12 protein-coding genes are annotated in these 12,108 nt (G+C 71.7%); 5 read left to right on the plus strand and 7 right to left on the minus strand.

The annotated features are described in order from the left end of the window. Positions 1–20 precede the first annotated feature (20 nt). From GD880_RS14070 to GD880_RS14100, 7 genes are all read right to left on the minus strand, one after another. Positions 21–503 carry a hypothetical protein gene (locus GD880_RS14070; RefSeq protein WP_152232247.1) on the minus strand — a complete coding sequence of 161 codons (483 nt, stop codon included), beginning with the start codon at positions 501–503 and terminating at the stop codon, positions 21–23. A 55-nt stretch (positions 504–558) separates the two neighbouring features. Next, complete coding sequence (locus GD880_RS14075; RefSeq protein WP_193314516.1) at positions 559–1,407, minus strand: SDR family oxidoreductase; 849 nt, start codon at positions 1,405–1,407, stop codon at positions 559–561. Between the two features lie 63 nt (positions 1,408–1,470). Further along, positions 1,471–2,685, minus strand: coding sequence for an NAD(P)/FAD-dependent oxidoreductase (locus GD880_RS14080; protein ID WP_152232249.1), 1,215 nt, complete (start codon positions 2,683–2,685; stop codon positions 1,471–1,473). Continuing rightward, positions 2,682–2,918, minus strand: a complete 237-nt coding sequence (locus GD880_RS14085) for a ferredoxin (protein ID WP_226909671.1) — start codon at positions 2,916–2,918, stop codon at positions 2,682–2,684. Before GD880_RS14085 ends, GD880_RS14080 begins: the two co-directional genes overlap by 4 nt. Continuing rightward, positions 2,915–3,451, minus strand: coding sequence for an aromatic-ring-hydroxylating dioxygenase subunit beta (locus GD880_RS14090; RefSeq protein WP_152232250.1), 537 nt, complete (start codon positions 3,449–3,451; stop codon positions 2,915–2,917). Before GD880_RS14090 ends, GD880_RS14085 begins: the two co-directional genes overlap by 4 nt. Positions 3,452–3,456: 5 nt before the next feature. Beyond that, entirely contained in the window at positions 3,457–4,848 is a 1,392-nt protein-coding gene (locus GD880_RS14095; RefSeq protein WP_152232251.1) for an aromatic ring-hydroxylating oxygenase subunit alpha, read from the minus strand. Between the two features lie 316 nt (positions 4,849–5,164). Continuing rightward, a complete protein-coding gene (locus tag GD880_RS14100) occupies positions 5,165–6,352 on the minus strand; it encodes an FAD-dependent monooxygenase (protein ID WP_152232252.1) in 1,188 nt (395 codons plus the stop codon). A 145-nt stretch (positions 6,353–6,497) separates the two neighbouring features. Here GD880_RS14100 and GD880_RS14105 point away from each other — a divergent pair, with 145 nt between their 5' ends. The 5 genes from GD880_RS14105 (at position 6,498) to GD880_RS14125 (ending at position 12,016) form a co-directional block, all read left to right on the plus strand. Beyond that, a complete protein-coding gene (locus GD880_RS14105) occupies positions 6,498–7,430 on the plus strand; it encodes a LysR family transcriptional regulator (protein WP_193314517.1) in 933 nt (310 codons plus the stop codon). Between the two features lie 128 nt (positions 7,431–7,558). After that, a complete protein-coding gene (locus tag GD880_RS14110) occupies positions 7,559–8,701 on the plus strand; it encodes an alpha/beta hydrolase family protein (protein ID WP_152232254.1) in 1,143 nt (380 codons plus the stop codon). Between the two features lie 86 nt (positions 8,702–8,787). After that, complete coding sequence (locus GD880_RS14115) at positions 8,788–9,801, plus strand: ABC transporter substrate-binding protein (RefSeq protein WP_152232255.1); 1,014 nt, start codon at positions 8,788–8,790, stop codon at positions 9,799–9,801. Between the two features lie 177 nt (positions 9,802–9,978). Beyond that, positions 9,979–10,977, plus strand: a complete 999-nt coding sequence (locus tag GD880_RS14120; protein WP_152232256.1) for a VOC family protein — start codon at positions 9,979–9,981, stop codon at positions 10,975–10,977. A 112-nt stretch (positions 10,978–11,089) separates the two neighbouring features. Then, positions 11,090–12,016 (plus strand): LysR family transcriptional regulator, encoded by a 927-nt coding sequence (locus tag GD880_RS14125; protein ID WP_152232257.1) that lies wholly within the window; start codon positions 11,090–11,092, stop codon positions 12,014–12,016. Positions 12,017–12,108: the final 92 nt, after the last annotated feature.

The raw sequence follows: 12,108 nt of genomic DNA on the forward strand, positions 1-12,108 counted from the left end.
TGATGTCCGGTCACACGGAATCAGAAGCAGCCCGGTGCGCCCTCAGCTACGACGCGGTGGGCGATGTGCCCGCGGACGGTCCTCGGCCGGGAGGATCTCACGATGTAGGTGACCTCGGTAGCCTCCGCGCGCCCCTCATCGCCGCCCACCTGCAGCCCCAGCACCAGCGTGGCCTCCTCGCCCGCCGGCACTTCGGTGCTCGGCACGGGAGGCGGTTCGTAACCGCGATCGACCCCGGGTGTGGGGCCGTCCCCGAGAACCACGTACCAGCCCGCCACCTGAAGATCGTGACCATCGACGAGGCTGACGTCGACGATCGTCACCGCGTCGCCGGCGACGTTCTCGATCCGGTCGAGGGAGATGGTGGCGAACCCAGCGGCGTCGGCTGGCACGCATACCTCGGCCGGGTCCCCGGGGGAGCGCAGGCCGTCGCCCACCTCGGTGCAACCGGCAAGCAGGACCGCGGCCGCAGCGAGGCCGACGTACCGGACGGCGCTGGCCACCGGCATACCTCACCACGCGCCGGCTGCGAACGGACCTCGAACGGCGCCGCGGGCTCTACTCGGAAGCCGCGGCTCCCACCGGGATCCCGCCCGCCTTGCTCCCCGAGCTGAGCACCGCCCGGTTGAACAGGCCCTGGTCCGCCACGAGGGTCTGCCCGGTCACCAGCGTGTTGTGCCGCGACGCCAGGAAGGCGTACAGCCAGCCGTACTCCTCGGGGGTGGGCAGGTGCTGCAGCGGCATGAGCTGGCGGAACTGGGCGAGGAAGTCCTCCTTGGGGATGTCGGACTGCTTCGACGTCTCCAGCCCGAGCGCCGCCGGGCCCTGGAGCTGGCTGTTGGCGATGCCCGACGGCGCGACGCCGTTGACCCGCACCCGCGGGGCGAGCTCGAACGCCAGCTGGTTCACGACGCTGCGCACCGCGCCCTTGCTCGCCGAGTAGAACAACCCGCCGCCGTCGGCCGCGTAGGCGGCCGTGGACGAGGTGAGGACGATGGCGCCGTCGTTCTCCTCGAGCAGGTCGACGAAGACCTTCGCCGAGAGGACGTAGCCCTTGACGTTGACGTGGAAGACCTCGTCGAAGAGTGCGTCGATGCGCTCCAGCGGGGTCTGGCGCAGCGGGATGTTGCCGTCGAAGATGCCCTGGCACCCGATCAGCGCGTTGAGCCGGCCGAAGCGCTCGACGACGGCGGCCCGGGTGGCCTCCAGGTCGGCAACCCGGCGGACGTCGCCCTGCAGGACGAGCACGTCGTCGCCGAGCTCGGCCCGCAGCTGGTCGACCTTGTCCTGCGCGATCTCGAGGATCGCGACCTGCGCGCCCTCCGCGAGGCACTGGCGGGCGACGCCGAGGCCGAGGCCGGACCCGCCGCCGGTGACGAGGACGACGTGGTCGTCGAGTAGCTGCACTGCTTCTCCCTTGGTGGTGGGTCGGTCGGTGAGATGGGTCGGGCGGTGACGGCCCATGCTCGGTCAGGCGGTGACGTCGGCGCCGCGCCCGGCGAGCTGCAGCGCCTCGTGCCACGTGCCGCGGCGCTGGAGGAGCTTGCGGTAGGGCCGCAGGGACCGCTCCCGCCCGCACGAGAGCACGCAGTGGAAGGCATCGCCGGCCCCGTAGAGCACGAGGTACTCCTCGGTGCCCAGCGCCCCCTCGGCGACGACGGCCTCGTCGCCGGGCCGGCGCCGGCCGTAGGAGTGGAGCCGGCGCCCGTACTGGTCGGTCCAGTAGTACGGGACGCCGGTGTGCTCGGCGGCCTCGCCGCGCGCGATGTTGGCGCCCACGAGGCGCCCCTGCTGGACGGCGTTGGTCCAGTGGTCCACGTGCACCCGCTCGCCCAGCAGCGGGTGGTCGAAGTGGGCGATGTCGCCCGCGGCCCACACGCCGGGGACGTTGGTGCGTCCCGCGGCGTCGCACAGCACGCCGGCGTCGAGGTCGACGCCGGAGCCGACGAGCCAGTCGTCGTTGGGCTGGACCCCGACGCCGGCGACGACGTACGGGGTGCGGTGCGTGGCGCCGTCGGCGGTGCGGATCTCGAAGCTGCCCGGGGCGCCGGACACCGAGACCACCTCGACGCCCATGCGCATCCGCACCCCGTGGGCCAGGTGCAGGTCGCGCAGGTCGCCGGCGACCTCGGAGCCGACAACGTCGCCCAGCGGCAGCGGCGTCGCACCGAAGACCGTCACGGCCACCCCCAGCTCGCGCAGGCTCGCGGCGATCTCGAGGCCGATGAAGCTCGCGCCCACCAGCGTCACCTCGCCGTACCGCGCCGCCGCGGCGCGCAGGGACCGCAGGTCCTCGGCGGTCCGCAGCACGGGCAGGGGTCGCCCCTCCGCGGTGACCAGCGGCCTGGGCCGGCTCCCGGTGGCGACGACGACGGCGTCCCACGGCAGGGCCTCGCCGTCGGAGGTGATGACGTAGCGCCGGTCGATGTCCAGGCCCACGGCCGCGTGACCGAGCCGCAGGTCCAGCCGCTGCGCGGCGTAGTGCTCCGCCGGGCGCAGCCAGGCCAGCTCGAGCTCGTCCTCCGCCGAGAGCAGCTCCTTCGACAGCGGCGGACGGTCGTAGGGCCGGCGCCGCTCGTCGGAGAGCAGCGTGATGGACCCGTCGAACCCGCCGTCGCGCAGGGCGTCGGCGGCGCTCAGGCCCGCCACCGACGCCCCGGCGATGACGACCTGGCGCACCGTCATCGCGCCTCCTCCGGCCGGGACAGCGAGATCGCCTGGGCCGGGCAGTTGACGACCGCCTCCTCCAGGTCCTCCAGGTCCTCGCCGTCGGCGACGTCCCGGCGCAGCACCGCGACCGGGCTGCCCTTGGGCAGGTCGAAGACGTCGGGCAGGATCCCCACGCAGATGCCGTAGGCGCGGCACTTGGACGTGTCGAGGTGGACGGCCACCCGCTCGGCGTGCTTGAGGTCGTTCACAGGAACACCGCCAGGTTGGGGGTGGCGAGGCTCGTCTCGGTGGTCAGCACCCGGCGCGAGAGCAGCCGCGGCCCGGCGGGGGTGAGCCGGATGGTGTCCTCCCGGCGCGCCGGGATGAGGTCGTAGTAGGGGTCGATCCCGCGCTGGCGGTAGAGCAGCAGGGCGCTGGAGACGGCAACGACGTCGGGCGCCTCCATGCCGCGGATCTCGACGCTGCCGACCACCCGGAGGGTGCGCGAGGGCGGCACCTCGGAGTAGGCGAGACCGGTGTTGAGGCGGTCGATGCGGGTGCGGATGTGCGCCTTGGTGTCCTTGACCCGGATGCCGCGCTGGGTGAACTCGTGGCTGCGGGGCTCGGTGGCCTGCCGGACGGGGATCTCGTAGACGAGGTCGTCGTCGAGCAGCTCGTACCACTCCTCCTCGCGGCCGTCGTCGAGCAGCCGTGCCTCCTGGGCGAGGAACTGGGTGACCAGGGCGCGCAGCTCGGCGTCCGCCGCGACGGCGGTGGTCTTGGTGGTCTCGGTGGTGGTCATGTCCGTCAGTTCCCCTCGGTCGGCGAGGTCGGCGCGGCCCCGCGCATGACCTCGAGCCAGTGGCGGTAGAAGGCGAGCTGGACGTGCTCCCCGTAGCCGGTGTTGCGCCGGAGCCCCGGGCCGGTCCAGGTCGGGTCGGGCGACTGGTCCACCTCGCTGTGGCGGCCCTGCTGGAAGTTGAACTTCATGCCCGCCTTGCGCAGCCACGGGCTCGCGGCGGCGCGGGGGATGCCCTCCCAGGCGACGGTGTCGTCCTGCTCGAAGATGCCGGCGGAGCCGAAGACGAACTCGCCGGTGACGTAGTGCTCCTCGACCTCCTCCTCGGACATGAAGTCCCACACGAACTGCCAGCTCCACAGCTCCATCTCGCCCGGCGCCACCGGCTGCCACTGGCGGAAGCTCGTGACCACGGACATCGGGCCGCCCGGGACCGCCGGGGTGTTGAACCGGATGAAGCTGAGGTTGGGGAAGATCGTGCCGACCGTGGGCGGCTCGTGGTTGACGACGTGCAGCTGCGCCTCGTCGAGGCCGGAGAGGTCGAAGTGCTGGGTGATCTCGGGTGGGTAGCCCCACAGCACGTAGCCGGGGTGGATCGCCTTGGTCCAGGCGTGCCCGGTGAAGTTGTGGCCGTTGCCGAACTCGTAGCGGCGGCCGATCTCGCAGGAGGCCTGGAGGCCCTGGGAGACGTGGATCTCCTCGGTGCCCCAGTGCAGCACGTCGAGGTGGTAGACGTCGCCGGAGAAGTTCTCCGCCGCCGTCTTCCAGTCCGCCTTGACCTTGTAGCGGTCCGGCGGCCCGGCCACCCGCATGCCCTTCGGGTGCAGCCCGGCGATGAGGTCGAGCATCCAGCCGGCGCCGCCGAGGTACTCGTCGAGCGGGGCGACGTCGGCGTTGAGCGAGGCGAAGATGAAGCCCTGGCGGGTGTCCACGCGCGGGGCGTGCAGCAGGCTCCAGTCGTTGGGGTCCAGCCGCACCCCGTAGGCGTCCTGCAGGTGCGGGGTGCCGACGAGCTGGCCCTGATTGTTGTAGGTCCAGCCGTGGTACGGGCACTTGAAGAACCGGGAGTTGCCGCTGTCGGTCTGGCAGACCTGGGAGCCGCGGTGCCGGCAGTAGTTGGACAGGACGTTGATGCCGCCCTTGCCGTCGCGGGTGACGATGACCGGGTCGACGCCGATGCGCCGCTGGACGAAGTCGCCGGGGTTGGGAATCTCGCTCTCGTGCGCGACGAAGACCCAGTTGTTGGTGAAGATCCGGTCGATCTCGGCGCGGAAGACGGCCTCGTCGTTGAAGATCTCGACGGGGACGAGGTCGTCGGCCAGGCCCGCCCCGACCCGGTCGAGGATCGCGTCGAGGCCGGAGCCGGCGGTCGTCGGGCGGAAGGGTTCTGTCTGGGTCATGTCCCGTTGTCTCCTTCGACTGGGTGGGAACGGTGGAGCCGGGTGGGGGTGAGGTGGCGACGTGCGCGGAAGGGAGGGTCGAGGCGGTGCACCGATGCCCGCCCGTGGCCTGCCAGTGAGCCTAGGAGCCGGGCGACATCGCCAAACAGCAATGAATCTGGATGAAGAGCATTGACGCCATCAATCGGCACCGCCGGCGCCGCGGCCAGAATGGCCTTCCGGTCGCAGCGAGATTGACGTGGTGGCCGTAGCCAGATCGACGTTCCGGTCGCAGCCGGAATGGCAATCTGGGGCGGGGGCGGGGGCGGGGGCGGGATCAGGGCGCAGGGGTGACGGCGTCGGCGGACCGCTCGAGGCGGAACGGCTTGTTGAGCTCGGCCTCGACGAACGCGGCCTGGCCCGGCAGGTGCTCGCGCAGGTTCGCCGCGAACTCGTCGAGCCCGTCGGCGGTGATGGACATCTCCGTGACGAGGATGCCGTGGGAGACGTCCTGGACGAGCGTGGTCCGGGCGAAGCGGGTGGCCGAGACCGCCGCGAGCGAGGCCTCCACCGGGCGGTCGCGCACCAGCTCGTCGGCCACGACGACGGCGTCCTCCAGGGCCATCGCGGCGCCCTGGGTGAGGTTCGGCGCCGAGGCGTGGGCGGCGTCGCCGAGCACGATGACCCGACTGTCGTGCCAGGGCGCCGGCAGGTGCACCTCGCTGAGCGGGCTGTAGACGATGCCCTCCTGCGGGAGGTTCTCGCGCAGCTGGGCGACCAGGCCGCCGTAGCCGGCGAGGCGGTGGCGCAGGAGCTCCCGGAGGTCGGCGGGCTCGTACCGGGCGTCCTCCGGCTCGGCGGTGACGTGTAGGAGGTACATCTCCTCCCGCGACAACGGGATCACCCCGGTGTTGGACCGGTCGCCGTGGAAGAGCATCGTGTGGGTGACCGCGGCCGGCCGGGGCAGGGTCACCCGCCACACGGCGAACCCGGTGTACTCCGGCTCGTACGCGTCACCGAAGAGCCGGCGGCGCAGCGGCGAGCGGATGCCGTCGAAGCCGACGACGACGTCGAACCGCTCGACCCGGCCGTCCGTGAAGGTGACCGTGACGCCGTCGTCGTCCCCGGCCAGGTCGGCCACGCTGACGCCGTGGACGACCCAGGCCCCGGCGCGGCGGGCGGCGCCGAGGAGGATCCGGTGCAGGTCGGCCCGCGCCAGGGCGTTGTTGGGCGGCACCCGGTCGGTGCCGAGAGAGCACGGCGTGACCACGATCGGCCGGCCCTGCCAGTCGAGGTGCTCGTTGCGGTCGTACTGGTAGCCCACGGCCAGGCACTCCTCGAGCACGCCGAGCGCGTCGAGGGCCCGCAGGGAGTTGCCCGGCTGGTTGATGCCGACACCGACGACGCGGTCGTCGGGTCTGATCTCGACGACCTCCACGTCGATACCGTGCTGCCCGAGGGCGGCCGCCGCGCCGAGGCCGCCGACGCCGGCACCGACCACCAGAGCATTTCGAACGGGCATCATTGCCACCTCCACGTCGTGGGAATGCCCGGAAGATATGGCGGGACGGCGTGGCGGCGGAAACCGATGGTGGTGATGCCGGGCATCACCCGGATCGATGTACCGACATCGAAATCAGCAATCGCAGTGAATTTCCAGAGGAGCAGGTGTGTCGCAGAAGCTCGCCAACGTCGACCTCAACGTGCTCGTCGCGCTCGACGCGCTGCTGGCCGAGCGCAGCGTCACGCGCGCCGCCGAGCGGCTGATGATCGGCCAGTCCGCGATGAGCTCGACGCTGGCCCGCCTGCGCCGGATCTTCGACGACCCGCTGCTGGTGCGCCAGGGCCGCACCCTGCAGCCCACGCCGCTCGCGGAGTCCCTCGCGGCGCCGGTCCGCGAGGCACTGGCGATCGTGGAGGCGGTCCTCGCGGTCCGCACGGACTTCGACCCCACCACCGACCACCGGACCTTCACCATCAGCGCCAGCGACTACATCGCCCTCGTCCTGCTCCGCCCGCTCCTGGAGCGGCTCAGGGAGACGGCGCCCAACGTGCGGGTCAACATCGTGCCCATCAACCCCGACGGGTTCACCGACGCGCTGCGGCGCAACGAGACCGATCTGCTGATCCTGCCGCGCGAGCTCCTCGGGGCGAACGTCGGCTACCCGCACACCGCGTTGTTCTCGGACCGCTACCTCGTCGCCGTCGACCGCGACCATCCCGAGGTGGCGGACGAGATCACCGTCGAGCAGTTCAGCACGCTGCCCTACCTCGCCTACCGCGCCGGCACCCTGATCGGCCTGCCGGAGAACCAGCTGGAGCAGCAGCAGATCCCGCGCAACCTCGAGGTCACCGCCCAGTCCTTCGTCGTCGCGCCCTTCCTCCTCCGCGGCACCGGCCTGATCATGCTCATCCACGAGCACCTGGGCCGCCTGCTCGCCGAGCAGGCCAACCTCCGGCTGCTGGAGCCGCCGATGCCGTTGGTCCCCCTGCAGGAGACGATGATCTGGACGTCGCGCCACACCGCCGACGTCGCCCACCAGTGGCTCCGCGCGCGTTTGCTCGAGCTGGCGGGGGAGATCGCCGCGGGCGCCAGCTATTGACGGCGTCGATGCTCCGCATCGCAGATATCGGTTTCCCCGATCCGGTCGCGCGCCTCTAGCGTGCGCGGGCAGGAGGGTGCCGGTCGACGGCGACCGGGGCGCCCCGCAACCCGCAGAGAGGCGTCGTCGTGTTCGAGATCTTCCCCGACAAGTACGTGTGGAACCTGTCTGCCAACATCGCCCTGAGCAGCGGCGGCGAGATCGCCGAGATCCTGGAGGCCTGCCGCCCGCTCCTCGACGCCGCGGCGCGCGGGGACGCCCCCGGCACCGAGGACTTCTTCGCCTCCTGGTGCGCCGTGGCGGACCGGCAGGTGGAGCTCGCCGGCGAGTGCGAGACCGCCGGCCGCCCCCTCAGCGCCGGCACCCGCCTGCGCCGGGCCGCGATCTACTACCAGGTGGCCGAGCGCATGCAGGCGCGTGACTTCGCCCCCCGCCGCCAGGCGTACGCCAACGTGCTGGACTCCTTCGAGCGGTCCGTGCGCCTGGGCGGGGAGAACTGCGAGCTGGTCGAGGTGCCCTTCGAGGGCGCCACGCTCCCGGCGCTGTTCGTCCGCGCCGAGGGGGCGGACGGGCCCGCGCCGGTCATGGTGCACTTCAACGGCCTGGACAGCACCAAGGAGATGATCTTCTGGTCCGGCATCGGCCAGGAGCTCGCCCGCCGCGGGGTCTCCACGCTCATGGTCGACCACCCCGGCACCGGCGGGGCGCTGCGGCTGCGCGGGCTGACAGCCTTCCCCGAGAGCGAGCGCTGGGGCGCGGCGTGCGTCGACTACCTTGAGGGATGCGACGACGTCGACCCTCAGCGGATCGGCGTCATGGGCTGGTCGCTCGGCGGCTACTACGCCCCCCGCGCAGCGGCCTTCGAGAAGCGGTTCGCGCTGTGCGTGGCCTGGGGCGCGAACTACAACTGGGGCGAGCTGCAGCGCCGCCGGCGCGAGCGGGAGGGCGAGAACCCCGTCCCGCACTACTGGGAGCACGTCCAGTGGGTCTGGGGCAAGCGGTCGCTCGAGGAGTTCATGGAGTTCGCTCCGGCCGTCAGCCTGGTCGGCGTCGTCGAGAACATCACGGTGCCCTTCCTCGTCACGCACGGGGAGAACGACCGCCAGATCCCGCTCGAGTACGCCCACGCCCAGTACGACAACGCCGTCAACAGCCCCAAACGCGAGCTGAAGATCTTCACCCGCCGGGAGGGCGGCGTCGAGCACGTCAGCGCCGACAACCAGCCCGTCGCCACGAACTTCATCGCCGACTGGGTCTCCGAGACCCTCTGAATCTTCCGACCCCCACCCGGCCGGCCCGCACTCGCATGACCCCGGGACGACGACGCCCCGGCGGACCCCCATGACAAGGAGCACTCATGTCGATCACCCCACGACCGACCACGGCAGGCCGGGCCGCCCTCCTGGGCCTCGCCGCGCTCGTCCTCGCCGCCTGCGGCGCGTCCGGCACGAGCGACGAGACGACGACCACGCCCACGGCGACGGCCGGATCCGCCACCACGGACCCGGCCGCGGTCATCCCGATCAGGATCGGCACCCTGCCCATCGTCGCGACGTCGGCCCTGTGGTACGGCGTCGACAAGGGCATCTTCACGGAGCACGGTCTCGATGTCACCGTCGACACCGGCGTCGGCAGCGAGACGATGGTCGCCGCCGCCCTCGCCCACGAGGTCGACTTCGTGACGCTCAACTCCGTCTCCCTCATGGTCGCCCTCGACGCCGGCGTGCCCGTCCAGGTCGCCTCGGGCTTCAGCCAGGCATGGGCGGACGGGGAGGAGGACATCTCCGCGGTCCTCACCAAGCCCGACTCGGGCATCACCGATGCGGCCGGCCTGGCCGGCCACACCATCGCGGTCAACACGCTGAACTCGGCCGGCACCCTCACCATCAGCGAGGCCGTCCGCGCCGCCGGGGGTGACCCGGAGAAGATCCAGTTCGTCGAGATCCGCTACCCCGACATGATCCGCGCGCTCGAGGCGGGCGACGTCGATGCGATCTGGGAGGTCGAACCGTTCATCACGATCGCCCAGGGCAACGGCGCCCAGGTCGCCTCCTGGAACTTCGCCGAGTCGGCGCCGGGGCTCTCCACCCAGGTCATGGTCACCGCCGCCGACCAGGACCCGGAGGTGGTCGACCGCTTCACCGCGGCCCTGACCGACGTGCTCAAGGCCGCAGAGGCCGACCAGGACGGGCTGCGCCAGGTCCTCGTCGACAAGCTCGAGATGGACCCCGCCCTCGCCGAGCGGGTCCGGATGGACCGGTTCTCGACGGAGATCAACATGGACGCCCTGAGGAGCCTCGCCGGGCTCGCGCACGCCGAGGGGCTGGTGTCCAAGCCGGTCGACCTGGCGGCGTTCGAGAAGAAGGGCTGAGGCGGGGCGACGTCGGGCGCGGCCCTGCACCCACGTCCATGCCGTGCGCCCGCCGCATTGACCGGATCGATCCGCCCCATCCGCCATTGGCTCTTTCCGAGCCGGTGCCGGCGGACCCACAGTGGAAACGACCGCTCGAGGACGAGCGGACCTGACTCGTTGCCTGGAGGCACATCCATGGAAAAGCTGCTCTCCCACCTCGCCTACCTCGAGATCGAGAGCCCCGACGTCGAGGCGTCGGCGTCCTTCTACGCCGACAACTTCGGGATGCGGATCGTCGACCGCGTCGACGGCGCCGTCTACCTGCGCTGCTGGGGCGACTACTACCGCTACAGCCTCGTGGTCAGCCACGGTCCCCAGCCCCGCCTCAGCCGCATGACCTGGCGGGCGGCGAGCCCCGAGGCGCTGGCGGAGGCCGCCCGCCGCGTCGAGGCCGCCGGCGTGACGGGGGAGTGGGCCGACGCCGGGCACGCCCACGGCCGCGCCTACGACTTCGTCGGCCCGTACGGCCACCCGATGCGGCTGCTGTGGGAGATCGAGCGGTTCGGGGCCGAGCCCGAGCAGACCTCGATCTTCCCCGACCGCCCGGAGAGGCGCAGCAGCCACGCCGGCGCCCCGCGCTTCCTCGACCACGTGACCCTCGCCAGCCCCGACGTCGACGGCTTCGCGGCCTGGTACCGCGACGTGCTCGGCTTCCGGCTCATGGCCCGCACCCAGCTCGACGACACCGACGTCAGCGTCTTCTCCGTGCTCACCACCAACGAGAAGTCCCACGACCTCGGCGTCGTCCTCGACCACTCCACCATGCCCGGCCGCGTCAACCACATCGCGTTCTGGGTGGACACCCACGAGGAGCTGCTCATCAGCGCCGACGTGCTCATGGAGAACGGCACCCCGATGGAGTACGGCCCGGGCGTGCACGGCATCGGCGAGCAGCATTTCCTCTACTTCCGCGAGCCCAGCGGCCTGCGCGTGGAGCTCAACTCCGGCGGGTACCGCAACTACGTCCCGGACTGGGCGCCCAACACCTGGACGCCGGGCAAGGGCGGCATGAACTTCTACCGCAACGGGGCCACCGTGATGTCGATCTACGAGTCCTTCCCGCCGGCGGACGGCCTCACCGCCACCGAGGACGGCGTGCACCCCGACATGGTCGAGGCGCTCACCAACTCCTGACCGCCGTCCCGGCCGGTCGTGCCACCGGCCCCGCCCGCCACCGGCGTGCGGGGCCGGGCGTGGGCGCCGGCGCCCTATCCTGCGGACAGCACCCGCCGGCAAGGAAAGACGGATGGACCTGCACCGGATCGACCTCAACCTCCTGGTCGCCCTCGACGCCCTGCTCGACGAGCGCAGCGTGACCCGGGCGGCGGACCGGCTGTGCGTGGGGCAGTCCGCCATGAGCGCCACTCTCGCCCGGCTGCGGAAGGTCTTCGGCGACGAGATCCTCGTGCGCCGCGGCCGCAGCCTCGCGCCGACGCCCCTGGCGGAGTCCCTCGTCGTCCCGCTGCGCGACATCATGGCCCGCACCGAGGCCCTGCTCGCCGCCCGGGAGGAGTTCGACCCGGCGACCGCCCGGCGCACCTTCACGATCACCGCGAACGACTACGTCTCCACGCTGTTCCTGCGCCCGCTCCTCGCGCGCCTCGCCCGGGAGGCCCCGCACGTCGCCTTCGAGGTCAACGCCACCCGGGACGACTACGCCGAGCAGTTCCGCCGGCACCAGACCGACCTTCTCATCATGCCCAAGGAGGTCTTCCCCGAGCACGCGGCCTACCCGCACGAGGTGCTCTTCGCCGACCGCTACGTCTGCGCCGTCGACGCCGCGCACCCGGACGTCGGCGAGGAGCTGCCGCTGGCGCAGTTCAGCACGCTGCCCTACCTCGCGGTCAACATCGGCGCGCTGCCCTCCTCGGCCGAGCTGCGGCTGGAGGCCCGCGGCATCCTCCGCGACACCCACCTGACCATCCAGGCCCCGCTGGTCGCCCCGTTCCTGCTGCGCGGCACCCGGATGGTCATGCACATCCAGGAGCGTCTCGGGAGGCTGATCCGCGCGGAGGCCGGCATCCGCCTCGTCGAGCCGCCGGTGGAGCTCGGCCCCATCACCATGGTGATGATCTGGGGCCGGCACGTCGACGACGACCCCGGGCACCGGTGGCTGCGCCGGCGCGCCGCCCAGGTCGCCCGCGAGGCCCTCCCGGACCATCACCTAAATTGATATCTGGCATCGCCAGCTATTGTTTGAATGGATTGATTATCCGCTCCTAGAGTCGGCGCATCCGGAAATGCACGGACGCATTTCCCCGCCCC

Origin of the sequence: Georgenia ruanii, assembly GCF_009193175.1 — a bacterium.
Lineage (GTDB): Bacteria > Actinomycetota > Actinomycetes > Actinomycetales > Actinomycetaceae > Georgenia > Georgenia ruanii.

Bases quoted from the DNA above. Each gene is read 5' to 3' on its own strand.
- GD880_RS14080 (WP_152232249.1), bottom strand. From the start codon at position 2,685: ATGACGGTGCGCCAGGTCGTCATCGCCGGGGCGTCGGTGGCGGGCCTG.
- GD880_RS14090 (WP_152232250.1), bottom strand. From the start codon at position 3,451: ATGACCACCACCGAGACCACCAAGACCACCGCCGTCGCGGCGGACGCC.
- GD880_RS14095 (WP_152232251.1), bottom strand. From the start codon at position 4,848: ATGACCCAGACAGAACCCTTCCGCCCGACGACCGCCGGCTCCGGCCTC.
- GD880_RS14100 (WP_152232252.1), bottom strand. From the start codon at position 6,352: ATGATGCCCGTTCGAAATGCTCTGGTGGTCGGTGCCGGCGTCGGCGGC.
- GD880_RS14115 (WP_152232255.1), top strand. From the start codon at position 8,788: ATGTCGATCACCCCACGACCGACCACGGCAGGCCGGGCCGCCCTCCTG.
- GD880_RS14120 (WP_152232256.1), top strand. From the start codon at position 9,979: ATGGAAAAGCTGCTCTCCCACCTCGCCTACCTCGAGATCGAGAGCCCC.
- GD880_RS14125 (WP_152232257.1), top strand. From the start codon at position 11,090: ATGGACCTGCACCGGATCGACCTCAACCTCCTGGTCGCCCTCGACGCC.